Here is a 25,726-nt window from a genome sequence, read left to right on the forward strand (position 1 = left end):
CTCATATTTAATCAAAATATCCAAAATTATTTCTCAAGGAATAAAGTAGAATTAAAAATGTATTAAAAGATCCAAGAGATATTAAATAAGTTTCAAAAGTTGCTCAAGCTCATCGTGAACTGCTGACCAAGAAATACTCGGCAGCTTAATATTCAATCGATTATCCGGCGTCAGAGAGTACTTCTTGCTTTCCCTTACCGCCAATTGAATTACAGTTTCCGGTTTTAACTTCGTTTTTTCTGTGAAGATCAAAGAAACTGATTTTACACCAGCGCTGATGTCGCGCACGCCTAGTTCTTTACACTGGCGACGAATCAACATTAGCCCCATCAAGTTTATTGTTGGTTCTGGGATTTGGCCAAACTGATCGCGTAGTTCCTCTTCGATGCGATCTAGGTCCTCGTGGGAAGTAATGTCAGCCAATGCTTTGTAGTAACTTAAACGAATTCTGATATCTGCGATGTAGTTGTCTGGGATCATCGCTGGAATTCGCAAGTTGATTTCTGGATCTAGTTCCATGTCTTCGATGCTTTCGCCTTTTGCTTCTGCCAAAGCTTCGTTTAAAAGATCCATGTACAATTCATAGCCTACGGAATTTACGTGGCCAGATTGTTCTTCGCCTAAGATGTTTCCGGTTCCGCGCAATTCTAAATCGTATTGGGCGATTTTGATTCCGCTTCCTAAAGCAGTGTTTTCTTGGATGATCTTTAAGCGTTCTTGCTGTTCTTTATCTAGCTTGCGATTTCTTGGCATCATCAAGTAGCAATAAGCGCGGGTTTTACTTCGCCCTACGCGGCCACGTAATTGATACAATTGCGATAAACCAAACATGTGCGCTGAATCGATGAACATCGTATTCGCGCGCGGCACATCCATGCCGGACTCAACAATCGCCGTACAAATTAAGACATCAATTTCGTGATGGAAGAACGCAAGCATCGCTTTTTCTAATTCATGTTCTTCCATCTGCCCGTGGGCTACGCGAATGCGGGCCTCGGGAACAATGGCCCGAATCTCATCAGCCAGTCCGTAAATAGATTCAATGCGATTGTGAATAAAGTAAACCTGACCACCACGCGAAATTTCAGCCGTCACGGCCTTGCGAATTGTTTCTTCGTCAAACTTAGTGACAAACGTACGGGTAGGAAGCCGATCGACAGGAGCCGTATTAATTAAGCTTAAATCTCGAATACCAACCAGAGCCATATTCAAAGTTCTAGGAATCGGGGTGGCAGACAAAGTCAAAGTATCAACACTGGTTTTGATCTTCTTAATTTTTTCCTTATGGGTAACGCCGAACTTTTGTTCTTCGTCGATAATCAATAAGCCAAGATCTTTATATTGAATCGCAGAGCCCAATAACTTGTGGGTACCAACAATGATATCCACCTTACCATCTTTTAGATCTTGAATAGTCTTTTTAGTTTCAGCCGTAGAAACAAAACGATTCAACACGCGAATGTCCACCGGCCATCCTTCAAAACGCTTCTTAATGGTTTCAAAGTGCTGGAAAGTTAAAACAGTCGTCGGAGCCAACAAAGCCACTTGCTTGCGCGCTTGAACCGCAAAAAACGCCGCGCGCATCGCCACTTCCGTTTTACCAAAACCTACATCACCACAAATCAAACGATCCATTGGTTTAGTCGACAACAAATCTCGGTGAATATCCGTGATCGCGCGGTTTTGATCGTCGGTCTCTTCATAAGGAAAAGAATTTTCAAAGGTAGTGATCTCGCCCTCGTTCAAACTAAACGGAGGACGGTGCATTTCCGCGCGTTTCGCATACAAGCTTAATAAGTCAGAAGCAATATCACGAACATGGGCTTTAACTTTTGATTTAGTCTTTTCCCACCCCGTACCACCAAGCTTATCTAATATAGAAGTCGGCGAAGCCCCAGAAAACTTCTGCAACTGGCCGACGCGATAAACAGGCAAATACAGCTTATCTTTATCTTTGTAGCCAATCTGAATGTATTCAGATTCGACTCCGCCGATGTTCATGATCTTTAAGCCTTCGTATTGACCCACGCCGTGTTTAACGTGAACAACTAAATCACCAGGCTTTAAGTCACCGAATGCCAGGCGCTTGGCCTGCTTTTGAAAATCCTGAGCGCCCGAAGTGTCCCGGGCCCGTTGTTTTTTTCCGTAAAAATCTTCATCGCGCAAAAAGACGATGCGTTCTTCCTCCAAACGCAAAGCTTCAATCAAGTATCTAGGAATAATATGTACTAAATGGGGATCGGCTTCTTGTTCAGCAAGCCAAGAATCCCACCGGTATTCATCCTCAGCAGCGCGGGCCGCCTTTAAATCCAACTTATCAAAAACAAGCTTCAACCGTTCAATGTGCGATTGGTTTTTTGTGCCAATAAAGATGCGGTACCCTTCGCCACGCCAACGATGCAGTTTGTTTGCCGCTGCTTGCAACCACTGTTCAGATCCAACGGCGTTAGCCAAAGCCAAGTTTGTAAAATCTTGAGTCAAAGCAGTACGATACTCAACCCTGGCGTCTTCGGTGTTTTCATCTTCAAAGTATTCTAATGAAGAAAAATAGATCTCTCGCGACCCTGAAGGAAACACTATTTTATCAAAAGGAGTATATAACAAACTAAGCTCAGGCCTAATCACATGGGAAAGGCTTGAAGCATAATCAGCTTTCAGTTCGGCAGACACTTCATCGGCCCAGCGAGAGATTTCAACGGGATCTAAAAACCAAATATGTAAACCAGAACCAAAATGTTCTACCGGGGAACAAAGGTCGCCGTAAAAATACGGAAGCAAGAACTCAATTCCAGGAAATGAGTTCTTTAAAACTAAAGAACGAAGCATCTCTTCAGAATCTGATTTATCAACCGGGCGATCACCTAGAGTTTCACGCACTCGTTGCAACAGGCGCTCGTGGGTTTCATCGCGAAATAAAACTTCGCGCGCCGGGGTTAAACAGAAATTATTCACTTCATCAGAACTGCGCTGATCAGAAACATTGAAATGTCTTATCGATTCGATTTGATCGCCGAACAAATCCAAACGCACTGGCGAGTCTTCACAAGGCGGGAAGATATCAACGATACCTCCTCGCAAAGCATACTGTCCTTTATCTTCAACCATCGGCGCTGAAGTATAACCGAGCGAATTTAAATACTCCGCGATGTCTTCAGGAAGTTCGTCACCAGATTTTAGAATACGCGAATAATCCTTCAGGATTTTCACCGGCATTGTTTTTTGCATCAGCGCGTCAGAATAGGAAATGAAGATTTCACCAGGCTTTGCGTTTTGCGCTTTTGCTAGAAAACGAATTCGGTCTGAAGTAACTCTCGAGTTTGGATAAAGACCCGAATAAGGCGAAACATCAAACGACGGCAGAATATAGCTCTGACGAGTTGGGTCAAAGAACTCTAGAAGCTGCTGAAGTTTTGTCGCTTCTTGCAGACTTCCAACCACAACTAAGTGCGGCAAGCCGTTGATTTTTTTAGAGTATGTTTGCGACAAAAAGAAAGCAAGCGCAAGCGGGGAGGCAGCCCCGGTTACTTGAATTTTTCCTCGCGATGTTTCAAAGGCTCTTTCAAGAATTGTTTCAAGCCTTGTGTGCGTAAGTTCGGCTTTCATCGGTTCACGTATCCTGCCACGCTTATCGCCTTGTATCCATTCATATTTCTTGGTTTTAACCGTCGACACATATATAACTAACTCTGCTTAAATGAAATCCAAATAATAATCCAACTTTGGAGGGTTCAGTGCCACTCGGTGGAGTCATATTCATCGTCATCTTCATCGCGCTTTTCGGAGCGTTCTTGCTATGGGTTGCAACCAAAACAGGCGGCAAACCTATTTATCACCCGATTAAGTACGAACCGTATGAGTGCGGTATTCCGGCGCTTGATAAGAAAGACACAAAGGTATCAGTAAAGTACTACCTTACTGCGATCCTTTTCATCTTGTTCGATATCGAGATCATCTTCATGTATCCGTGGTCAGTTTCTTTCCGCGAATTCATCGCTGCTGGTAACGGTGGTTTGGTGTTCTTTGCGATGGTTGAATTCATTGCGATCTTTGTATTCGGTTTGTTCTGGTTAGTTAAAGCAAGAGCCTTGGAGTGGGACTAGAAAATGGGAATGGGTAAAGATATTTTCGAAATTACCGTCAATGGTTTAAAACTTATCGTCATCTTCTTGATGATGGTTCAAGCAGTTCCATTGCTTGTATGGGTAGAGCGTCGTGGTTCTGCCTTCATCCAAAACCGCCTTGGTCCAAATCGTGTTGGTCCTTTGGGTTTAATGCAGCTTCTTGCTGATGCCGTGAAGTTCTTAACAAAAGAAAACTTCGTTCCAGATACAGCAAAACCACTTCTGTACTATGCAGCTCCAGTGTTTGCGTTGATTCCGGGCGCGGTGGCATTTGCCGCGATTCCAATGGCGACACCAATTTTGGTGGATTCATTTGAAATGTTTGGCCAAACATGGGGTCCTTACACTTTCTTAGTGCAAGGTTACGACATGGGCGTTGGCATCGTATTCATCCTAGGTGTTTCGTCGCTTGCGGCGTACACACTTTTGATGGCGGGTTGGGGATCAGGCAATAAGTACTCTTTGATGGGTGCTTTGCGTGCTTCTGCTCAAACAATTTCTTACGAACTTGCTTTGGGTCTTTCAATCGTTGGCGTGATCATGCTTTATGGAACTTTCAATCTGACTGAAATGACTTTGGCTCAACAAGGTCCATTGCAGTTCGTGTTCATGGGTCACACAGTGACGGGACCAGACTGGTTGCCAAACTGGGGTATCTTCTATCAACCTCTGGCAGCTCTTTTGTTCTTCACAACAACTTTTGCTGAATCAAACCGTTTGCCATTCGACTTGGCAGAGGGTGAATCAGAACTAGTTGCGGGTTTCCACACCGAGTACGGCGGTTTCAAATTCAACATGTTCTTCATCGGTGAGTACGGTCACATGATGATCGCTTCTGGTTTGATGGCTTTATTTTTCTTTGGTGGATTCAGCATTCCAGGTGTGACAGTTGCGGAAGTTCAGCAATGGGCTTCATCTGTAGCGCCAACAGCAGGTAAAGCAAGTGCGCTAACAGCACTTCTTCACTTCTTATCATTCTTCGTGAAATTTGCTTTCTTCCTTTGGGTTTTCATCTGGGTTCGTTGGACGCTTCCACGCTTCCGTTATGACCAGTTGATGGACTTCGGCTGGAAAAACCTACTTCCGTGGGCTTTGGCAAATACGATTATCACAGCTTTGATCATCTTCATCGCTGCGAGCTAGGAGTTTAACGTGTCAGCAGATGCTTTCTTATTTTGGTTCTTGGCGATTGTCACATTGGTTAGCGGTCTTAGTGTGGTTCTTTTATCGAACCCGATTTATTCAGCTTTATCACTTGCGATGACAATGGTTGGTATTTCAGCTTTGTTCGTAACCTTAAATGCTTACTTTATCGCCGGTGTTCAGCTAATCGTTTACGCCGGAGCCGTGATGGTTCTATTCGTAATGGTGATCATGCTTTTCGACTTAAAAACAGATCTTCAAGCTTTCACCCGCGGCAAATTCACTGGAGCAGTTAAGATTGCTTCTGTTGGATTGTTAGCTGGTTTGGTTGTGGGTGCGATTGCGATGTCTGTAGGTCTTCTAACTGAAAAAACCACAGACAATATCGTAACTACAGGCGCAGGCATGGAGTCTACAAAGGCTCTAGGTATGGCGTTGTTCAATAAATATATCTTTGGATTTGAAGCTTTAGGGATCTTGTTACTGGTTATCGCAGTAGGTGCCGTGGCTTTGGCGCGCAGTAAAGGTGGAACACATGAACACTGATTTTATTAACAACATCGGCCTGACACACTATCTGGTTCTTGCCGCCTTATTGTTCGTAATGGGTATGGCTGGGGTTCTTCTTCGCCGTAACGTGATCGTTCTTTTGATGTCGGTTGAATTGATGTTGAACTCTGTAAACTTAACGTTTGTAGCCTTCAGTAAATACTTGGGTCTGATTGATGGGCACATCATGGTGTTCTTCGTAATGACTATCGCCGCTGCAGAGGCGGCGGTGGGCTTGGCCCTAGCCGTATCAATCTTTAAACGTTTTAACGAAGTGAACATTCGCTTCTTTGAACACTTAAAAGGATAGGGGAGTCAGCCGTGAATTATTCTTTATTAATGGCCCTTGTGATCCTGACGCCGTTTGTAGGCTTTCTAATCAACGGTCTTCGTTATAAAAAACACTCTGCAAATCTTGCGGGTACAATCGCAACGATCGCAGTGGGTATTTCTTTTATCTGCTCTATCATCTTGGTGGCAGACCTAATCAGCCTTCCAGAAGAAACTCGCAAAATTGCAGTAAGCTTCTTTGACTGGATGGCGATTGATAAACTTAAAGTCAGCGCAGGATTTGTGATCGACCAAATCAGCGCGATCATGATTTTAGTTATCACGGGTGTTGGTACTTTGATTCACTTGTTCTCTATCGGGTACATGCACCACGATAAGGGTGCAGCGAAGTATTTTTCTTACTTGAATCTTTTCATCTTCAACATGTTGTTGCTAGTTCTTGGTGATAACTTGCTTGTGATGTTCGTAGGTTGGGAAGGTGTGGGTCTTTGCTCATACTTACTAATCGGTTTCTGGTTCACGGATAAAGAAAAAGCAGCAGCTGGTATGAAAGCCTTCGTAACGAATCGTATCGGTGACGCGGCTTTCTTGCTTGGTATGTTTGTTTTGTTCCTGACTTTCGGAACTTTGAATTTCGCTGAACTAAATGCTTTAGCGCCAACTACTGTTGAGGCTTCTTGGTTGGGTGCTGCGACGTTGGGAACATTGTTCTTGTTCATCGGCGCTACTGGTAAATCAGCGCAAATACCATTGTACGTTTGGCTTCCAGACGCGATGGCGGGTCCGACTCCAGTATCTGCACTAATCCATGCGGCGACGATGGTTACTGCCGGTGTTTACATGATCGTTCGTTTAAACCCAATGTTCATGGCGGCTCCTAATACAATGATGGTTATCGCTATCATCGGTGCGGCGACTGCGGTTTTTGCGGCAACAATCGGTATCACTCAAAACGATATCAAAAAAGTTTTGGCATATTCTACAGTTTCACAACTTGGGTATATGTTCCTAGCTTGCGGTGTGGGCGCGTTCGGGGCAGCAATGTTCCACTTGATGACTCACGCATTCTTTAAAGCCCTTATGTTCTTGGGTTCAGGTTCAGTGATCCATGCGATGCACGAAGAACAAGACATCCGTAAAATGGGTGGCTTGAAAAAATATCTTCCGATCACTCACTTGACGTTCTTCCTGGGTTGGCTAGCGATTATTGGTATGCCGCCGTTTGCTGGTTTCTTCTCTAAAGATGAAATCTTAGCTTACGCTTTCAACTCTCCACTAGGTTCACCAGTGCTTTGGGCAATGGGTGCGATCGGTGCAACTTTGACAGCGTTTTATATGACACGCTTAATGGCGCTTACTTTCTGGGGTAAAAGCCGTGTACCTAGCGACATTCATCCACATGAATCGCCAGCGTTGATGTTGATCCCACTTATCGTTCTTGGCGTCTTGTCAGTGATCGGTGGTTGGATTGGTATCCCGCACGTGATTGGTGAATATCTTGGTCACATTCCAAATGTGTGGGAACACTGGTTACATCCTTTGATTAAGCCAATTCCTGGCTTCCACCATTTGGATGCAGTGACAGAGTTTACACTGATGGGTATTTCAGTAACTTTGGCAGCGATTTCTGCGGCAGTTGCTTACCACTTCTATGTGCGTTCGCCTGAAACTCCAAACCGCGTGGCTGAAAAAATTAAGCCGATCTACAACGTGGTTTACCACAAGTACTTTGTTGATGAGGGCTACTTCGCATTCATCATCAATCCGCTTGTGAATATCAGCCGTAATACTTGGTATTATGTTGATGTGAACTTTATCGACAAAATGACTTATCTTGCGGGCGATTTAGTTCGCGGCATGGGTTCTTTTGCTCGCTCTATTCAAACCGGTAATATGCAACAGTACGCGATGTACATCGGTATCGGTGTTGTTGTTGCTCTTTCATTTGTGATCATGAGGTAATGATATGATCCTGAGTAGCTTAGTTTTCCTACCTCTATTGTTTGCTCTGCTAGTGATGGTTTGGCCGAAATCAAATACGGTCAGACATCTTGCTTTGGGTTTATCAGTTATCGAATTCTTGCTAAGTCTTGCGATCTTCCGCCAGTACGACGCTAACAGCGCCGGCTTGCAGATGGTTGAACAGTTCATGTGGATTGAAAGATTCGGAATTCAATACTTCATGGGTATTGACGGGATTTCATTGTGGTTGGTTCTTCTAACTACGTTCCTTACTCCGATCATTATCCTAGCAAGCTGGTCTTCAATCACCGAAAGAGTTAAAGGTTTCCACGCAGCGATGTTTGTTTTGCAAACAGCGATGATCGGAACATTCTTGGCTCTTGATGCAGTTTTCTTCTATGTATTCTGGGAATTGTCACTAGTGCCAATGTACTTCATGGTTGGTATCTGGGGTGGTGCTCGCAGAATTTATGCGACAGTAAAATTCTTCATCTATACTTTCGCGGGTTCTGTGATGATGTTAGTTGCGATCATTTATATGATGTACCTAACTCAAGAAGCTACAGGCCAAATGAGCGCAAGTCTTTTGGACTTCTATAAATTGCAAATTCCGTTTGTTGGCGGCACGTTCTTTAGCTTGCAAACTCTTTTGTTCTTCGCTTTTGCTTTGGCATTTGCGATCAAAGTTCCGGTATTCCCACTTCACACATGGTTACCTGATGCCCACGTTGAAGCACCAACTCCAGGTTCAGTCATTCTTGCTGGTGTTATGCTTAAGATGGGTACTTACGGTTTCATGCGCTGGGTGATCCCTCTTTTCCCAGAGGCTTCTGAATACTGGGCATGGTTGTTCATGCTTATCGGTGCAGTAGGTATCATTTACGGCGCCTTGGTAGCGATGGTTCAACCGGATGTGAAAAAACTTGTCGCGTATTCTTCAGTTTCGCACATGGGTTACATCCTGCTTGGTCTTTTTGCTTTCAACGCTTACGGTATGGCCGGTGGTTTATACCAAATGTTGAATCACGGTATTTCAACTGGCGCGCTGTTCATTCTGATCGGTATGATCTATGAAAGAACGCATTCCCGTGAAATTTCTAAATACGGTGGTTTGGCTAGCGCCTTGCCTCTATTCACGATCTTCTTCTTTATCATCACGCTTTCTTCGATTGCGGTTCCGATGACGAACGGCTTCGTAGGTGAGTTCTTGATTCTTTTAGGAACTTTCCAAGCACAACCAGAATTTGCATACTTTGCAGTAACAGGTGTGGTGCTTGGTGCGGTTTATATGTTGTGGATGTTTAAGCGCGTGTTCTTCGGTGAAAAAGGGGAGCTTGTCGCTGACGAACATCACCCACTTCATGATTTGAATGCGCGTGAAATCGCAGTTCTTGTGCCACTGGTTGTCATGGTTTTCTGGATGGGATTATTCCCGAACCATTTCCTTGATTTCTCTAAAGCAAGTATTGATCACTTGGTGAACAACAGAACGAACTACAATCTGACTATCGTAGAACCTGGAACGGCCGCTTCAACTCAGGCCGCTCAGGGAGGTAACTAATGAACGCAGCAACTATCGGCTTAAGCGACATCCTGTTGGTATCACCAATGCTAGCGTTGTTTTTGGTGAGCTTAATCCCAATCACAGCTAAAGTTTTGCGCAATAACCGTGAACAACATCCACTTGTGACTTTGTCACAAGCTTTGATCGGTATCGTGATCGCAATTGGTTTATTGATTGTTTTCGGCGGTGGCGGAAAAACAGCTTTCAATAACGGTTTGATCTTTGATGGTGTAACTCAATGGATGGGTATCATTGCTTTAGCATCAGCGGGTGCTGGTATGGTGATGATGTACGAAAATCCATCAACGACAGGAAAACAATTCTCTGAATTGATCTTCCTTGCGATGAGCTCTGCGATCGGGATGTTAATCCTTGTTTCGGCTGTGGATCTTTTAATGGTGTTCATCGGCCTAGAGTTAATGTCATTGGCTCTATATTTGATGATCGGCATGAGCCATGAAGAGAAACTTTCAAAAGAAGCCTCACTTAAGTATTTCATCTTGGGATCTTTTGCTTCAGCGATCTTCTTGTACGGTGTTGCATTCATCTTTGGATCTACGGGTGGAACAAACATCCTAAATTTCATGGAAACAGCGGCAGAGCTTGTTCAATCAAGCCGCATGTTCTTATTCGGTATGACGTTTGTGATCTTGGGCTTCTGCTTTAAGGTTTCAATCTTCCCATTCCATGCTTGGACTCCGGATGTTTACCAAGGTTCTCCAACTCCGCACACGGCATTCATGGCTACGGCGGTAAAAACGGTTTCGTTTGCAGCTTTCTTAAGAGTGATTGCGACGAAATCTTTGGTTGGTTCAGATCACCTTTTTGATATCTTGCAATGGCTAGCGGTTCTAACAATGATCGTTGGTAATGCGGCTGCGATCATGCAGAACAACTTAAAACGCATGATTGCTTATTCATCTGTTGCTCACTCTGGTTACTTATTAATCGGCGTGATCACGGCGGGAGTAAGTGACAGCGGTGCTTTCGGTGCTTCTGGTGTGATCTTCTATCTTCTAGGTTACGGCTTGATGACTATCGGTGCGCTAGCAATCGCAAGCATGCTTGAAAAATCTGAAAACCACATCATCAACATCGACGATCTTAGTGGCTTCGCAAAACAAAGACCAATGTTAGCTCTTTGCTTAACTGTGTTCTTGTTATCACTTGCTGGTATTCCACCAACACTTGGATTCTTCGGTAAGTTCTATCTATTCAATGCAGCTATCGGAGAAGGTCTTCTTTGGTTAGCAGTATGGGGTATGTTGAGCTCTGTTATCGCAGTTTATTACTACCTTCGCCCGATCGTTGTTATGTACATGAAAGAAGGAAACGCGGAAATCGCGGGTCATTCATTGAATGCAACGACGGTAACAGCGGTAGTTATGGCTTTAGCAATTGTTTTGATGGGCTTTGTTTCTGGCCCGATCTTCGCGGCAGTAGAAGCAAGTCTTCTGTAAGCGGCGAATGAAAAGGGCCCATCTGACTTCGTTGGAGGCCCTTTTACTTCTCTCCGACGTAGCTCTGCTCTCCGCCTCCGTTCCGCAAAAGAACCTCCGCCTCGCATATGAACCCTTTTGATTCGCCTTAAACAAGGCCGGTTAAAAGGGTTTTTTTATTTTAAAGGTCGTAGTGTCTCATGGCGCTAATGCCAGATTTGAATCCGATGCGCACGATGCGTGCTAGGATTTCGGGGCTTAAGCTGAAATGATCGACAAAGAACATTTCATAGTTTTGCGGGCGCGGGGAGATGTAAATATAATCAACTTCGGGTCTGTAGTTCACACGAGCTCTAATGATTTCAAGTAGTTTCTCGCGATGTTCAGATGGCAAGTTCATTTGTTTAAAGTATCCATCAACGGCGTTATAGATGCCTTTGATGTCGTTTTTATACTGAATATGACGGGCAATCTTTTGCTGAACCACTTGATACAAAGCTTGGTTGGCGATCAATGGAATTCCGTAATCGTGAAGCGAGCCCATTTCTTTCGTGTAGTGATAAGGCTGAATAGAAAAAGAAGAAATAACTAAATCAGCCCCATTATCAGCAGCAACGTGAGTTGAAAGAGTGTCGCGAATCTCGCCATCATAATAAAAGAACTCTTTACCATCAGGACGCTTAATTCCGTAAGGCGCAAACACCGGCGGAAGAGCTGTGGAACAAGCAACGGCATCACTTATGGTTGCATAGTTAATATACTTAGTAGTTTCGGTTTTATAGGATTCAGGGAAATTACCAAAGATAGCTTTGCGGGAATGGTTTAACTGAGTTCCGATAACATAAAGCTCAACCCCTAAACGGCTAAAGTCATTGTCTAGCAAAACTTCTTTGCGCAGATAGCTTTCCATACCTTTAGTGGAAAATAGACCGTTTAGCTTAAGTCCGTTTTTTAAAAGAGATTCAAAGCCTCCAGTAACCAGGGCTTTTTCCATCAACGTGCGCGGAATGAATTTCAATAGGCCACTAGAGTTAAGATTAAAAATATCGCGATAAGAAATCGGCTTAAGATAACGAAGATCTGATTTTTCAAATGTCGGTGAAGTTCCAGACCCCACTTGAAAGGCGTTAACTAAAGATTCAACTGAATACCCAGCAGCTAAAATGGAAGCGACAAAAGCTCCAGCGCTAGATCCGACGTACAAACGGATCGTCATGGGGTCATTTTCATTGGTATTCTGACGCACCATCTCTTTAGTTCCACCGGCGAACTTGAAGCCTTTTTCTTGCAATGCAAGGCAAACGCCGATGTGAAAAGCAGCGGCCTTAATCCCGCCACCACTAAGAACTAGAGCAATCTTTTTCTTATCACGAATACGTACCATCTCTTTAAGTATTGAATTTTCATGGGAAAGGAGCAAAGAATTCTTTCGCCATTTGATTTTACAGCATGACTAAGGGTTGCGTAGTCAGACAAAAGTCCAGTGAATAGGCGTTGAATAGCCAGATCAAGGTCCTGAAATTAAAAACTTCTTGAATATGCATTGATTCTAAATTTGACAGACCGAAGTCGTGTGATAGTGTTGGCTATGCAGGCTGAGTAGGGTGACCACCTAACCAAAAGGCTTGCAGAAGCTTTAGCAGAAGCTGAAGTTAGAGGATTTGATGAACGTTGAAACTTATGGTTCTTGGTTACCGCTAACGGATTACTCCACTAAATATAAAATTAGTGTGAGCACACTCCGCCGTAGAATCAAAGCCGACGACATCAATTACCGATTTGAAGACGGCAAGTACTTCATCATGGACGAACCGATGGGTACCCATCAAAGAGTACATCGCCCCTCCCAAGAAAGCGACCTTGCTTTGGTGGGTGCTCATCAAGGAATGATGAAAGGTAACGACACTATGTCTGCTTCTTCAAAAGATGATTTAAAGGCTCAGGACCTAGATAAATCCGTCAAAGCAAACAAGGATGAGCCGATCCTCACTGCCGCAAACAAACTTTTAAACGAACTTAAAAAAGCCTACACCCAAATCTTACAAGAAAAGGAAGAACAAATCTTCCAACTCAAAGACGAAGTGTCAGACTTAAAAACCTTAGTGCGCGTTTTGGAACAAGAAAACGACCGCCTTAAGGGTTTTAAACAATAGAAGGCTTTCGGTTTTCCGAAGGCCCCCTCCCGTACTTTCTCTCTTTAAATATTTGAATTCTTAGGTCTGGTGAAAAAGGCAAGTATGCCGCACACGACGATCACGCCCAAAGTTATCTGAAGGCCGTGATAGATATCTCCCGTTTGTTCAAAGTAAGAAGTCGTCATCGTTTGCAAAACAGCACCCAGCAAAATCAAACCAAAATTATAAGTAAAGCCAAAGGCAAGCCCGATATATTGTTTAGGCATCAGATCACACAATAGAGCGGCTAAACTTGCTTGGCTTAAAGTCAGCAGTATTCCGTAAATAACGATCAATGTGATCATCTCCATATATCGATCTTGAACTAGATTGGTAAATTCAAGCCCCTTAAAAAATGGAATAAAAAATAGAGCGCCTAAAATGATACCGCTAAAAACAAATTTTAAGCGCCCATAATTATCAGACATCCACCCAAACACCGGAAAAAAAGGCAAGGCAAGCAGGCTTGAAATACCAATGATAAAACTGGATTGGTCTGTACTTAGTTTTAAGACGGGGCCCATGAAGTAGCCTCTAAAGACGATGAAAAAGAAAAACATCACTCCGGCAGAGGCGGTGACCAACAGTGGAAAGGTTAAAATTCTTTTCATCAAGGGTGTATCGCCGAAAAAACCATGCAGATGATTTTTAAAGGTTTCAACATTCCATTCAGAAATAGTGTGAGATTTAATATCGGGAAAGTTTTTATCAACATACATCGCAATAGGATAAAGAAATCCACAGAAAGCATAAGCTATCCGCCACCCCCAGTGTCCCAATTCCTGCGCGGGAAAAACCAAACGAGTTATTAGAATCAGAGCGATCGCACTTACATACCCAGCAGGCGCTGACATCTGAAGTAGCGATGTGAATTTCCCTTTTTCATTATCTGGAGAAAGTTGATAAAGGTAAATCAATCCCAGTGTTGAAGCGCCACCCATAAAAAATCCCTGAACCAATCGTAAAACCATCACTAGAGTGACCGCCAGTTTTGGTCCAAGAATATCCACATCGATAAAAATAAAGCTAAACGAAACAATCGCCAAAAATTTAAGTGCGCGAACAAAGGCTAATTTCTTTCCACGCAAGTCGGAAAGAGCCCCGTAATACATGCCGCCAATGGGGCGAAGAATGAATCCACCCGCATAACTCAAGGAAGAGGCGATGATACCAATATCCCCAGTATCAAGCTGCCCTTTGGAAATTTCTAAAAAGTAAATACCTGTCACATAGTAGGCGTAATAGGAAATAAGTGTAGCAAAGCAGGAAAATCCCGCAATGTCCCACAAACCGGTATGTCCACCTGACGTGAGGTTGCTTTCTTGTTTCACCAAGATATTAAAAAGTGATTATCAAGAAATTGAAAAGACTAATGAGAAATCAAAAGGATCTATGTTAAAAAACCGCGGGCAAAAGAACGCTGTTTGCTTTGACGATTAAGCGGGGATTGTAGTTACCAACTTCATTCATTGCGGCTCTAGAAAACTGTCGTCTAATTTCGCGAATGTCAGGCTTGCGCTCGCCCATGCGTCCTTGGCACTGTTGATCCAATTCCCAACACAAACGAACTAACATTGCTTCTTCTAAAAGTTTGTCGGCTCTGGGGCGACGCGGGAAACCTTTTTGGTCAACACGCTCATGGCTCTGTAAAATAATTTCTTTAATATTATTAGATAACGGAAGACGACGGGCTAGACATTGATTTAAGCTAAAGATCGGATGTTTTTGATATTCCATTCGCTCTTCAGCATTCATTTCATGGGTTCTATTTGTTCGCAACTTTGCTGCAACGGAAGGACTTAATTCCAAATACCCAATATCAGCAAGCAACGCACCAATCATCACTTCTGTTGGAGATCCCACCTTTAATGTCGCACTCATAAATCCAGCATAGGCGGCAACTGCCGGAGCTCTTTCAATGGAACCATAATCCCCAACAGCAGAACTGCTGATAATGTACCAAGGGTCTTCTAAATCTAATAATGACGAAAGAAGATCAGCAGAGAACTTTTCACAGTGGGAATAAAGCTCTTTCCCTTTAGCAAAAGTTGCCGGGGTGCTGCGATCAGAAACAAGAAGTGCAAGACTTAAAAACGACTCATTCAATTGACGGAATTTTTGCCTAGATTTTTGTAAAGCCTCGGCACTGTCTTTTGCGACATAACCAGAAGTGTATTCCTGCCACAAATCCAAGCTTTCTCGTTGCACGTAAAGATCTCCGGCATTTGAAAACTTCGTTAAGAAATCTTTAGTTAACATTGAGTTTGTATTGAAGACTTTCAAGAAGCGACGATTCAAAGGCATGAAGTGATAAAGCGGAAATGTCGGGGTGGTGCCCTCAACCAGATCCATTGTCTTCACCGGCACAAATACCGATTTGATCACCTGACTAAGTACGAATTCAGGTTTACTTGAATCATAGTATTCTTGTTGCGTGATAATACGTGAAGCGCCTGCTGAAATTGCCATATCCATTTCTTCAGTGCTCATTTTATTGCAGACGACCAGAATATAACTTGCTGGCGAAACCTGGCGAGCAACGTGCAAGGTGCCAGTAATATCTTTGATATCTTGAGGTTTGCAGAAATCAAAAAGAAGACAGGAAACATTCTTGAACAAATTGGATTCCATGAAAAATGCTTCATCGCTGGGATAGGTCATGCATTCAAAAGTAAAAAGACTTCCGACAAGCTCAGCTCGTTGTCGAAAGACGTTACTTTCTGAAATGATCGCAAGATCCAATGTGCGCATGCAAATTCCTCTTAACATTAATATTAGTATTACTAAGTTAGTTCCTAAAGGTCCTGGAGGACTAAAGGCCTACATTTTTCTGCTTTTTAACAAAAATAAATAAGAAATAAATTAACTAAAGATAGGTGAGTTGCGAGGTTGAAGCACACCCAAAGTCTTGCTTAAGAATTCGGGGGAGTAGTTGCCTTTTTCTTTCATCGCCGAGTGGGCAAGATCTTCCTTCAACGTTGCAATCTCGGCGCGAATAGCGCCAAAACGAATTTGGCTTTTTGAATCAAGTTCCCAACACAGTCGCACCAGCATCGCTTCTTCAGCAATTTTATCAGCACGAACTTTGTGGGGGAATCCTGTCTGATCGGTGCGCTCGTGGGATTGCAAAATGATGGATTTGATAGAGTCAGACAGTGGCAGCTTGCGATTAAGACATTGATTCAAACTAAAAATAGGATGCTTTCTATATTCCATCAACTCTTCGGCATTAAGACCCTGAATATCGTTGTTACGAATTTTAAAGGTTGTTGAGGGACTTAAATCTAAATACCCAATATCGGCAAGCAGGGCGCCGATCATGACTTCTTCAGGATCACCAATCTTAGCTTGAAGACTTAACAGCCCCGCATAAGCTGCGATGGCTGGGGCGCGTTCTAACGAGCCGAAATCTCCGATCGAAGAATTATTAACGATAGTCCAAGGATCTGAAATTCCTTTAAGCGCGGTAAGTAGTTCACCACAAAGTTCGCGCACATTTTCATACAATTGGCGACCTTTGTTAAAAGAAGTTCCGGAACTTTGATCTCCGATAAGCAACGTTAAAATAGTAAAGGAATGATTCAGTTGCAAAAATCTTAAGCGGCACAGGCGCGCCACGGAAAGTTCGTCTTCTTTAGCAAGGTTTGTAGAATACTTCACCCAAGCATTAAAGGATTCCCGTCTTAAATAAAGCTCGCCAATCGGTTCGTAGCGTTCAAGAAAATCTTTTCTTACCTTCATGCCGGGTTTGATAACTTTTAGAAAGCGCGAGTTCGCAGGCATTAAATGATAAAGCGGAAAGCTTACTTTCGTGCCTTCGATAAGATCGCAGGTTTTTACCGGTATGAAAGCTGAGCGAATTGTTTGCGACAAAACGAATTCTGTTTTGCTTGAGGAAAAGAATTCATTTTCTAATAGCACAAGTGAAGCTCCGGCTTCCTTGACAGCATTTGACGTGTCAGCCGTGAACATCGATCCAACCACGATGATAAGATAGCTTTCTTTCGCCACTTTTTTAGCGTCGCGAGTAAGTTCCAAAACGTCATCGGATGTTTTACAAAAACTGCAATCAAGTAAAACACAGGTCACTAATTTATAGGTTTCGTCGCAGAAAAAATTATCAACGGTGCTATAGGCCTTATAATCAAAATGAAAATCCTGAGCGAGGAAGTTCGCTCGGTGACGGAATTTCTTATTATCTGAAACGATCGCTAAATCTAAGACCTTCATGCTGTCTTACAGTCTAAAGACAGGGAATATGAGGGACAAGACTAGGAAGGTAAATTTAGCCTACCGTATTAACTCGTAATGTTTATAAAGCATTTGGTATTTATGGGTGACTCAGAATGAACATGTGTTCCCCTAAAAACAAAAGGGCCAGAATTACTTCTGACCCTTTTTCATCGTTTCGGGAGGAGCGATGTTTTGTTATCTAGAAATTAGGCGGCAAGGCCACGAGATTTCTTAGATTCTTTCTTCACAGGTTTCTTGTCTTGGCCTGTCGCTGTTTTATCAAAAACAACTGCAAACACTTCATCAAGATTTTCTGCAAAGATAAAGTTGATCTTATCTTTAAAGACCTTAGGGATATCAGCAAGATCCTTTTTGCAAGCAAGCGGGATGATGATGTTAGTAATACCTAAGTTCAAAGCAGCTAGACACTTTTCACGGATTCCACCTACCGGTAGAACTCGACCTTGCAAGGTCACTTCCCCAGTCATCGCGATATCGTGACGTACTGGAGTTCCTGTCATCAAGCTTACAAGCGCTGTTGTAAGAGTGATACCAGCTGAAGGTCCATCTTTAGGGATAGCACCTGCAGGCAAGTGAACGTGCACATCATATTTTTCAAAGAAGTCTTCTGGGATTCCCAATTCTTCTTGATGAGCACGAGCGTAAGACATTGCTGCGTGAGCAGATTCTTTCATGACGTCGCCAAGTTGGCCCGTCAGTGCAAGATGTCCTTTACCCTTCATTTTCAAAGCTTCGATAGTTAGTACTTCACCGCCAGCAGAAGTCCATGCAAGACCTTGCACAACACCTACTTGGGAATCAGCAAACTTGTCATCACGTTGGAAACGTGGAGGACCAAGAAGCTCTGGTACTGTATCTGGAGTCACTTCAACGAATTTCGTTTCCTCCATAACAACCATTTTAGCGACTTTACGGCAAACAGAACCTACTTCGCGCTCAAGGTTACGAAGACCTGCTTCACGAGTGTAGCCAGCGATAAGGTATTTGATACCTTCATCAGTAAACTTGATATTTTCTTCAGTGATACCGTTAGCTTCGATTTGTCTTCTGATCAGATGTTTTTTCGTGATCAATAGTTTATCGTTCTCGGTATAACCAGGGATATTTAAAATTTCCATACGATCGCGTAAAGCTGGTGGGATATTTTCCAACACGTTAGCAGTAGCGATGAACAACACATTTGAAAGATCGAAATCAACATTCAAATAGTTATCACGGAAGCTTGCATTTTGTTCTGGATCAAGAACCTCAAGCATCGCTGCTGATGGGTCACCCCTGAAATCAGAACCTAATTTATCAACTTCATCTAGAACGATAACTGGGTTGTTCGTTTTACATTGGCGAAGAGCTTGGATGATTTTACCAGGCATTGCACCAACATAAGTTCTTCTGTGACCACGGATTTCCGCTTCATCTTTCACACCACCAAGGGCGATACGGAAGTATTCACGGCCCATTGCTCTAGCGATAGATTTACCAAGGGAAGTTTTACCTACACCCGGAGGACCCCCGAAGCAAAGGATTGGACCTTTAAGATTTGGCTTAAGTTTACGTACAGCCAAGAATTCCATGACACGGTCTTTAGCTTTTTCTAATTCATAGTGATCTTCATCCAAAATTTCTTTTGAACGTTTAAGATCGATGAAATCGTCAGATTTTTTATTCCAAGGAAGATCCGCCATCCAGTCTAGGTATGTGCGAACCATTGTAGCCTCAGAAGCATCTGGATGCATACGCTCTAAACGACCTAGTTGTTTAAGAGCTTCTGCTTCTACTTGGGCAGGCATGCCAGCATTAGTTAACTTGTCACGAAGTTCATCCATCTCTTCAGATTTAGAATCACCTTCGCCAAGCTCATTCTTTATAGCTTTCATTTGCTCACGCAAGAAGTATTCTCTTTGCGATTTCGACATGTCTTCTTTGCCGCTCGCACGAGTTTTTTGCTGAGTTTGCATAACTTCAAGTTCTGCAGCCAGGATTTCGTTAACTAGTTTAAGTCTTTCTGTTGCATCAGAAGTCTCAAGAACTTTTTGGGCGTCTTGAACTTTCACACCAAGATTTGAAGCAATTAGGTCAGCGATACGACCTGGATCAGAAACATCATCCAAAACTAAAAGGATGTCCGGAGAAAGAGGACGGCCAAGAGCGATGATTCTTTCGATATGCTCTTTAGCTGTTCTGATTAGTGCTTCGTTTTCAACAACAGTTTTTTGTGTTGGTGTTTCTTCGATTTTTTCAACTGCAACTTCAAATGAAGGAGAAGTCTTAGTGAAATTCTTCACGCGGCCTTTAGCCACACCTTGAATAAGGATTTTTACGCGACCATCAGAAAGTTTTCTCATTCTCATGATCATCGCAACAGTACCTACTGTGTAGATATTGTCTGGCGAAGGATTTTCTTCAGTAATGTCCTTTTGTGAAGCCAAAAAGATAAGACGGTTTTTTGCTAAAGCTTCCTCTACTGAGCGGATAGAAGCATCGCGACCTACAAACAATGGAATGATCATGTAGGGAAATACAACGATGTCTCTCACAGGTAACATGGGAAGGGTCTGTGGGATTTCTAAAACTTTATCGTCAAAACTCATACCGCTCCTCCGCGTAAAATATGCGGGAATTTAGTTTTCTTGGTATGAATCTGATCGGCGTGTAATTGTTTTCGCTGAATCCAATTTTAGAACAATTCTGAAAAATTGGACTGACATCCATGTCAGGACAGGAATTTATTGGAACAAATTAGAATGGCTTTCTTGTTCTTCCATGCACTCAATACAAAGGGCTGTGAATGGTCTGGCCTGAAGTCGGCGAGCATTGATCATTTCGCTGCAAGCTTCACATTGGCCGTAGGTCCCGTCAGCAATTTTACCTAGTGCTTTTTCAATTGCATAAAGAGCAGTGCGATCACGCTCATGCAAGTGAATAGAAATATTTGTTGTGATATCTAAAGAAGCGATCTCTGCTTCATCAGCAACTGATGAAAGATTGGATTGTTCTTCTTTGAACTCGTGTGTCTTATTAAGAATAGAGCTCTTTTGAAATAACAAAGATTCTCTTAAATCTTGTAGGTCTTTTTCCGAAAGTTCGGTTGCGTTCATCTCACCCCCCGATATGATGATCATGGCCGAAAGTGGCTTCCTTATTACGGGGGAATGAGATCAAGTCATCAAAAAAGCACTGCGTGACGCTTTAGTAAGCATGTCCATAGCGCCGTGCTTAAATTCTCTTACCGTGCAAATCTACGACTGACTGCTTCTCTTAACTCTGCGCCTTCAATGCTTAAACGTGTCCATGGAATTGCAAGTAGGCGATCTGCTTCGATTACTTCTTCAGTCTCTTCACAAATTCCGAAAGTGCCTTGTTCGATGCGGCCTAGTGCCATTTCAATTTCAAGAAGCTGATTTCTCATTCTTTCTTGAGAAACTAAAAAAGAATGTTCTTCGATGTGGGCGACGGATTGATCGGCTTCGTCTCCGCCTTTTTCTGTATGAACGAGCTCGCGCTGTGCAGTGCGGAAGCGATTAAGGACATCTTGCTTCGCCATTAAAAGTTTCCTGCGACACTCCATCATTAAGTTTTCAGATATACGACTCGTCATAACTAACCCCTTTCTTCAGATTTAAGCAGCCCCTCGCTGCTCGTGTTCCTAAGACCGGGGACCCCGTGGGCGGGGTTAAAAAATCGTCATTAAAAAAACTTATGGGCCCTATTTGGTAAGGCTAAGGGGAGCCACTTCACCTTTAGATACGGTTAAAGCGGTTAATGGACGTTCGATCTCACGATCATTATTCATGCTTAAAGGTCCTAAAGCCCCTGGAAACCGCTTCAGCTGCGTCAGACGCGACGATAGCTCAGTTCGAGTGGTGGCGCCCGAAGCGACTAACTGACGCAGGATTAGACCCGCATCATAGGCTTGAATTTCAATAAGTGAAGGGTCTTCGTTATAGACACTTTTGTATTCAGCAAAAAAGCGCGACTTCGTCTGCGCTGCTGGTGAAACGCTATCGACGAAAATTAAATCGTTAACAAAATTGCCTGCGCGACGGGCGACGTCTTTGGTATTCCAAAGATTTGTTCCTAAAAGTTTTACGTTCTTCACATCGTTATAAGAAAGCATCGCTGCAATCTGGCCCATGGCTTTTACGCTATCGGGGATGAAAATCGCATCAAAGTCAGTAATCGGCGGCAGCACAGTTTCAATATTCGAATGTCGTGCTGAACGTTTTTTATCAGACTGTTGCAGCTCTTTATTGCGAACAGCGAATTCATCCATACGGGCTTCACCATAATAAGTTCCAACTAGACGTTGAATCACTAAGCGAAAGTCAGTCTCCTTGGTAGAATAAATTTGCACCGCTGTGATTTGTCCACCGCGCGCTAAAACTTCATCCCAAAAGATATTTGTAAACTCAGTGCCGTAAGCATCATTAGGGTAAAGAATTGCAAACTTCTTCATTCCTAAATCTTCCATGGCTGTTCGAACTAAGGCTCTTACTTGCATGCCGCTTGTAAGTGAATTTCTAAAAATATTAGAACCGATTTCAGTCAGTCCTGAACGTTGGGAAAGAGCTAACGACGGCACACCTAATTCGTCTGACTTAGCAGCTACTGCGGGAGCGGTTTTACTAAGCAAGCTTCCCACAATCGCAATGACGTTATCTTCTTTCACTAAGCGTTCAACCCCACGTCGAGCAGAGTCTGGATTGCCTTCACTATCCATCACAGCTAATTGAAAGCCTGAACCAGGAATATGTAAACCAAGACCCATCTCAAGGCCACGCAAAGCGCGTTGACCTTGGGCTGCGTTTTTACCACTTAATGGCAAAACAACTCCGACGACTTCTGATTTAACATTTTTCGCCGCATCCAAATGAGATATTAAATCCTGAGAGCGTAAAGCTAAATCACTGCCTGGCAAAAACTCGATCACACCATTAAAATACTTTTTAGCTTCAGAAGAATCTTTTCTTTCTAAAGCTAGTTCGCCTAAGCGAAACATCGCGTGGGCTCTTAGATAACCATAGTCAGAAGAGTCTGCTACTTCTTCTAGCTGCTCATCATTTAATTTATTTTCAACTATATCAATTGCATGAAGGCGATGTTTTTCTTGCTCTGCTTTGTTTGGAGCTTGCACAGATTGGTTCACAAGCCCCTTAAGGTATACTAGGCCATCAACAGGTTTAGCTGGCTCAGCCGGGGCTTCCGCCACAGGTTCTTTTCCAACGGGAGGTTTGGATGGAGTCATTCCACCCATGGTACGAGGTTTTTTTGTCGTGGCTGCCACCGGAGCTTTAAACGGCGGTCTTTTTTTAGTTGCGACCGTAGTGCAAGAAACTAAAAGGCAAGCACCCATTAACAAAGAAAACTTCAATGTCATTTTCTGTTCCTCATGATTTGTGCCACTTTTTCCTGAAAGGCTTTCACCATCGGGGTGGACTCAACAGATTTCGCCAATTCTTCGACGAGTTCTTTTTGCTTATTCGTTAAATGATCTGGAGTATCGACTAAAACTTTGACCAGCATATCGCCAGAGCCAAAGCCGCCAATCTTCGGAAAACCCTTTCCTTTAAGACGGAAAGTTTGTCCTGAATGTGTTCCTGGCGGAATACGAATCATCGCTTTGCCAGTCAAAGTTGGTACTTCAACGTTGGTACCGATGATGGCGTCAGTAAAGCTAATAGGAAGATCCAAGATGACATCATTTTCGTTTCGTTTAAATAACGGATGCTCTTGAATATGCATGATCACATAAAGATCACCAGGGGAGCTTGCGCCTGAAGGCAGATCTCCTTCACCGGCAAGTTTTAAACGCTGGCCTTCTTTTACGCCTGCGGGAACATTCACAGCAAGCTTTGCTGATTCTTCTTTGCCCCCACGGTGACGAATGAAGCTGATGATTTTTTCAACCCCTAAAGCGGAATCTTCAAATGAGATATTTAAAGTGTAGCGAAGATCAGTGCCCTTAGCCTGTTGCTGACGGCGAGTGCGCTGTCCACCAGCGCGACCACCACCAAAAATGTCCCCGAAGACATCACCGAAAATATCCTGGAAGGGGTCACCATGACCACCGCCTGCACCGGCCCCAGCAGCACCTGCGCCACCGAAACCGCCAAAGCCACCGAAACCTCCAGGTCCACCGCCGAACCCTTGTTGGGAACCAGCATGGCCGAACTGGTCATACATTTCGCGTTTCTTGGTATCACTTAGAACATCATAGGCTTCGCTAATTTCTTTGAATTTCTCTTCAGACTTTTTATCACCCGGGTTTTTATCCGGATGATATTGCATAGCAAGCTTGCGATAAGCTTTTTTTAGTTCATCAGCCGTTGCTGTTCTTGGAACACCCAATATGGAGTAAAAGTCCTTCTTAGACAATCAACACCCTCTTTATTCTGGCTTTTTACCAACGACCACTTGTCCTGTGCGGATCACTTTGTCGTGAAGCTTATATGGTTTTTTATAAACCTTAGAAATATGTCCAGGCGCCACAGCATCTGTAGGCTCGCTACCCAACGCTTCATGAACGGCAGGATCAAAAGCAGCACCGTGAGAAGGAACTTCAGTGACGTTATGTTTTTGCAGCAGGGACTTTAGTTCCTGAGCGGTCATATCAATACCTTGTTTGAAGGTAGAAATAGTTTCAGCGGTTACGTTCACTTGCAAAGCGCGTTCGAAATTATCAACCACATCAAGAAGATCACGAATAAAACGCTCGCCACCGTATTTCAGTAAATCACTGCGTTCTTTAACGGCGTTACGTTTATAGTTTTCAAACTCAGCTCTTAGATAAAGATAATCATTCTTGAACTTCTCTGCTTGCTCTTGAAGCTTTTGAAGATCAGAGGCAGGAGCGGCATCACCTTGCGACGAACCTTGTGTTTGGTTTGGATTTTGAGAGTTATTTTCTTCCGACATGATCCACCTTCGCTAAAGCTACGGCGGACGGGTCCACCATAGGCTGGCCCCGCCATAAATTTTACTGGCGGAGAGTAATAACTAAGATTGTGTATTCATACGGTATTGTCAATGTGCGGAGGTGAAAAGCTTAAAGGGTTTAGACGTCTTCAGACAAGAATGTAAGTTCTTGAAAAACTCGGTTGCTAAGAACCAGTCCTTCACGCGTGAGATACCAATGCCCAGAGTCATTCTTAACCCAGGATTTTTCTTGAAGGCGCGCTAAAATACTTAGCACCTTATCGCTGACATTTTGTGGGAATTTGTTTTGAAGTTGCGCCACATTTAGGCCGCGCATAAGACGCATCGAAGTATGACAAAAGTCCGTGAGGGCTTGATGCATTTCAAGAATTTCAAATTGGTTTTCAGGAAGGTGTTTTGCGGGGCTAGCGAACTCTTGCCCATCAAAAGCCAATATCTGCTTCTGGTAATCGTTGATGTTATTGATGTTCCAGTAACGGGTTCCCCAAGCAGATTCTTTGGAATAACTATGGGAACTTAATCCTAGGGACCAATAGGGTTCATCAACCCAATAAAGCATATTGTGTCGTGATTCAAAGCCTGGCAGTGCAAAGTTTGAAATTTCGTACTGCTGAAATCCTTTGGCAGTCAGTTCGTTGGCAATAATATCAAACATCTCTACTTGCTCTTCTTCCAGCGGACGACCTTTTGAAAGTGGATGTCCATCAGGAACTGTTAAGCAATAGGGGCTAATGTGCTTTGCACCTTGTTCGATTGCGATCTTTACGTCGTTTTTCAATCCATCAACAGTTTGGGAAGGTAGGGCAAAAAGAATATCGAAACTGAAATTAAGATTGTGCTCCCGCAAAAGGTCCAGCGTTTCCAAAGTTTGTTTTGCTGAATGTTCGCGGTGAACCATTTTTAACAAACGATCATCAAAAGTTTGAGCACCAACACTGAATCGGTTCACGCCATTATCAAGATAGATTTTTAACTTTTCTTTGTTGATGGTAGCCGGATTGATTTCAATTGTGATTTCAGTATCCGGTCTAGTTGTAAACCCAAACCTACCCAGCTCTTTGATAATAGCTACAATAAGATGAGCAGGAATCAGACTTGGCGTTCCTCCACCGAAGTAGATCGTATCAAGACTTTGTGGTGGATAGTAACGATGCTTCTGGCGGATCTCTTTAAACAGAAGTTCCACGTACTGATCCGGCGGCAAGATTTTACTTTGCTCGTAAGTCGCGAAGTCACAATAAGTGCAGCGCTGAATACAGTAAGGAATGTGAACGTAGACGCCAAATGCCATGGGAG

At 43.3% G+C, this 25,726-nt stretch carries 20 protein-coding genes; 8 read left to right on the forward strand and 12 right to left on the reverse strand.

Translation table 11 applies throughout. The features are described from left to right. Positions 1-81: 81 nt before the first annotated feature. Positions 82-3,603, reverse strand: a complete 3,522-nt coding sequence (gene mfd, locus MNR06_RS12020) for a transcription-repair coupling factor (RefSeq protein ID WP_243536352.1) — start codon at positions 3,601-3,603, stop codon at positions 82-84. A gap of 128 nt (positions 3,604-3,731) precedes the next feature. On the opposite strand from mfd, the gene MNR06_RS12025 reads away from it, so the two are divergent. The 7 genes from MNR06_RS12025 to MNR06_RS12055 are packed head-to-tail and all read left to right on the forward strand — an operon-like array spanning position 3,732 to position 11,090. Next, on the forward strand, positions 3,732-4,100 hold the full coding sequence (locus MNR06_RS12025; RefSeq protein ID WP_243536354.1) for an NADH-quinone oxidoreductase subunit A: 369 nt from the start codon (positions 3,732-3,734) through the stop codon (positions 4,098-4,100). 9 nt (positions 4,101-4,109) lie between these two features. Further along, the gene (locus tag MNR06_RS12030; RefSeq protein ID WP_243536356.1) at positions 4,110-5,264 is read left to right on the forward strand and encodes a complex I subunit 1/NuoH family protein; all 1,155 of its coding nucleotides are present in this window, start codon (positions 4,110-4,112) and stop codon (positions 5,262-5,264) included. A gap of 9 nt (positions 5,265-5,273) precedes the next feature. Then, positions 5,274-5,810, forward strand: a complete 537-nt coding sequence (locus tag MNR06_RS12035) for an NADH-quinone oxidoreductase subunit J (RefSeq protein ID WP_243536358.1) — start codon at positions 5,274-5,276, stop codon at positions 5,808-5,810. Then, complete coding sequence (nuoK, locus tag MNR06_RS12040) at positions 5,800-6,123, forward strand: NADH-quinone oxidoreductase subunit NuoK (RefSeq protein ID WP_243536360.1); 324 nt, start codon at positions 5,800-5,802, stop codon at positions 6,121-6,123. The genes MNR06_RS12035 and nuoK overlap by 11 nt, the downstream gene beginning before the upstream one ends. A 29-nt stretch (positions 6,124-6,152) precedes the next feature. Further along, positions 6,153-8,066: an NADH-quinone oxidoreductase subunit L gene (nuoL, locus tag MNR06_RS12045; RefSeq protein ID WP_407933223.1), complete on the forward strand. Its 1,914-nt coding sequence runs from the start codon at positions 6,153-6,155 to the stop codon at positions 8,064-8,066. A 4-nt stretch (positions 8,067-8,070) separates the two neighbouring features. Next, positions 8,071-9,627 carry a complex I subunit 4 family protein gene (locus MNR06_RS12050; protein WP_243536364.1) on the forward strand — a complete coding sequence of 519 codons (1,557 nt, stop codon included), beginning with the start codon at positions 8,071-8,073 and terminating at the stop codon, positions 9,625-9,627. After that, complete coding sequence (locus MNR06_RS12055; RefSeq protein ID WP_243536366.1) at positions 9,627-11,090, forward strand: NADH-quinone oxidoreductase subunit N; 1,464 nt, start codon at positions 9,627-9,629, stop codon at positions 11,088-11,090. Before MNR06_RS12050 ends, MNR06_RS12055 begins: the two co-directional genes overlap by 1 nt. 160 nt (positions 11,091-11,250) lie before the next feature. On the opposite strand, the gene MNR06_RS12060 is transcribed toward MNR06_RS12055, so the two are convergent. After that, the gene (locus MNR06_RS12060) at positions 11,251-12,453 is read right to left on the reverse strand and encodes a patatin-like phospholipase family protein (protein WP_243536368.1); all 1,203 of its coding nucleotides are present in this window, start codon (positions 12,451-12,453) and stop codon (positions 11,251-11,253) included. Between the two features lie 280 nt (positions 12,454-12,733). Between MNR06_RS12060 and MNR06_RS12065 the strand changes: the two genes are divergently transcribed. Further along, complete coding sequence (locus tag MNR06_RS12065) at positions 12,734-13,222, forward strand: hypothetical protein (protein WP_243536370.1); 489 nt, start codon at positions 12,734-12,736, stop codon at positions 13,220-13,222. A gap of 44 nt (positions 13,223-13,266) precedes the next feature. Here the strand turns inward: MNR06_RS12065 and MNR06_RS12070 are convergent, their stop codons facing one another. From MNR06_RS12070 to hemW, 10 genes are all read right to left on the reverse strand, one after another. Continuing rightward, entirely contained in the window at positions 13,267-14,574 is a 1,308-nt protein-coding gene (locus MNR06_RS12070) for an MFS transporter (protein ID WP_243536372.1), read from the reverse strand. Positions 14,575-14,638: 64 nt separating this feature from the next. Further along, entirely contained in the window at positions 14,639-15,994 is a 1,356-nt protein-coding gene (locus MNR06_RS12075; protein WP_243536374.1) for an HD-GYP domain-containing protein, read from the reverse strand. A gap of 111 nt (positions 15,995-16,105) precedes the next feature. Next, entirely contained in the window at positions 16,106-17,473 is a 1,368-nt protein-coding gene (locus MNR06_RS12080) for an HD domain-containing phosphohydrolase (protein WP_243536376.1), read from the reverse strand. A gap of 209 nt (positions 17,474-17,682) precedes the next feature. Beyond that, positions 17,683-20,085, reverse strand: coding sequence for an endopeptidase La (lon, locus tag MNR06_RS12085; protein ID WP_243536379.1), 2,403 nt, complete (start codon positions 20,083-20,085; stop codon positions 17,683-17,685). A gap of 135 nt (positions 20,086-20,220) precedes the next feature. Then, complete coding sequence (locus tag MNR06_RS12090) at positions 20,221-20,592, reverse strand: TraR/DksA family transcriptional regulator (protein WP_243536381.1); 372 nt, start codon at positions 20,590-20,592, stop codon at positions 20,221-20,223. Between the two features lie 128 nt (positions 20,593-20,720). Beyond that, complete coding sequence (locus MNR06_RS12095) at positions 20,721-21,092, reverse strand: TraR/DksA family transcriptional regulator (RefSeq protein WP_243536382.1); 372 nt, start codon at positions 21,090-21,092, stop codon at positions 20,721-20,723. 108 nt (positions 21,093-21,200) lie between these two features. Continuing rightward, positions 21,201-22,871 carry a penicillin-binding protein activator gene (locus tag MNR06_RS12100; protein ID WP_243536384.1) on the reverse strand — a complete coding sequence of 557 codons (1,671 nt, stop codon included), beginning with the start codon at positions 22,869-22,871 and terminating at the stop codon, positions 21,201-21,203. Further along, entirely contained in the window at positions 22,868-23,869 is a 1,002-nt protein-coding gene (locus tag MNR06_RS12105; protein WP_243536386.1) for a DnaJ C-terminal domain-containing protein, read from the reverse strand. Before MNR06_RS12105 ends, MNR06_RS12100 begins: the two co-directional genes overlap by 4 nt. A gap of 12 nt (positions 23,870-23,881) precedes the next feature. Next, positions 23,882-24,409, reverse strand: a complete 528-nt coding sequence (locus tag MNR06_RS12110) for a nucleotide exchange factor GrpE (protein ID WP_243536388.1) — start codon at positions 24,407-24,409, stop codon at positions 23,882-23,884. Positions 24,410-24,548: 139 nt separating this feature from the next. Further along, entirely contained in the window at positions 24,549-25,721 is a 1,173-nt protein-coding gene (hemW, locus tag MNR06_RS12115; protein WP_243536390.1) for a radical SAM family heme chaperone HemW, read from the reverse strand. Positions 25,722-25,726: the final 5 nt, after the last annotated feature.

Source organism: Bdellovibrio reynosensis (assembly GCF_022814725.1).
In the GTDB taxonomy this organism is placed as follows: domain Bacteria; phylum Bdellovibrionota; class Bdellovibrionia; order Bdellovibrionales; family Bdellovibrionaceae; genus Bdellovibrio; species Bdellovibrio reynosensis.

Excerpts from the sequence above, each read along its gene's own strand:
- mfd (WP_243536352.1), bottom strand. The coding sequence starts at position 3,603 with ATGAAAGCCGAACTTACGCACACAAGGCTTGAAACAATTCTTGAAAGA.
- MNR06_RS12030 (WP_243536356.1), top strand. The coding sequence starts at position 4,110 with ATGGGTAAAGATATTTTCGAAATTACCGTCAATGGTTTAAAACTTATC.
- nuoK (WP_243536360.1), top strand. The coding sequence starts at position 5,800 with ATGAACACTGATTTTATTAACAACATCGGCCTGACACACTATCTGGTT.
- nuoL (WP_407933223.1), top strand. The coding sequence starts at position 6,153 with ATGGCCCTTGTGATCCTGACGCCGTTTGTAGGCTTTCTAATCAACGGT.
- MNR06_RS12050 (WP_243536364.1), top strand. The coding sequence starts at position 8,071 with ATGATCCTGAGTAGCTTAGTTTTCCTACCTCTATTGTTTGCTCTGCTA.
- MNR06_RS12055 (WP_243536366.1), top strand. The coding sequence starts at position 9,627 with ATGAACGCAGCAACTATCGGCTTAAGCGACATCCTGTTGGTATCACCA.
- MNR06_RS12060 (WP_243536368.1), bottom strand. The coding sequence starts at position 12,453 with ATGGTACGTATTCGTGATAAGAAAAAGATTGCTCTAGTTCTTAGTGGT.
- MNR06_RS12065 (WP_243536370.1), top strand. The coding sequence starts at position 12,734 with ATGAACGTTGAAACTTATGGTTCTTGGTTACCGCTAACGGATTACTCC.
- MNR06_RS12075 (WP_243536374.1), bottom strand. The coding sequence starts at position 15,994 with ATGCGCACATTGGATCTTGCGATCATTTCAGAAAGTAACGTCTTTCGA.
- MNR06_RS12080 (WP_243536376.1), bottom strand. The coding sequence starts at position 17,473 with ATGAAGGTCTTAGATTTAGCGATCGTTTCAGATAATAAGAAATTCCGT.
- lon (WP_243536379.1), bottom strand. The coding sequence starts at position 20,085 with ATGAGTTTTGACGATAAAGTTTTAGAAATCCCACAGACCCTTCCCATG.
- MNR06_RS12090 (WP_243536381.1), bottom strand. The coding sequence starts at position 20,592 with ATGAACGCAACCGAACTTTCGGAAAAAGACCTACAAGATTTAAGAGAA.
- MNR06_RS12095 (WP_243536382.1), bottom strand. The coding sequence starts at position 21,092 with ATGACGAGTCGTATATCTGAAAACTTAATGATGGAGTGTCGCAGGAAA.
- MNR06_RS12100 (WP_243536384.1), bottom strand. The coding sequence starts at position 22,871 with ATGACATTGAAGTTTTCTTTGTTAATGGGTGCTTGCCTTTTAGTTTCT.
- MNR06_RS12110 (WP_243536388.1), bottom strand. The coding sequence starts at position 24,409 with ATGTCGGAAGAAAATAACTCTCAAAATCCAAACCAAACACAAGGTTCG.
- hemW (WP_243536390.1), bottom strand. The coding sequence starts at position 25,721 with ATGGCATTTGGCGTCTACGTTCACATTCCTTACTGTATTCAGCGCTGC.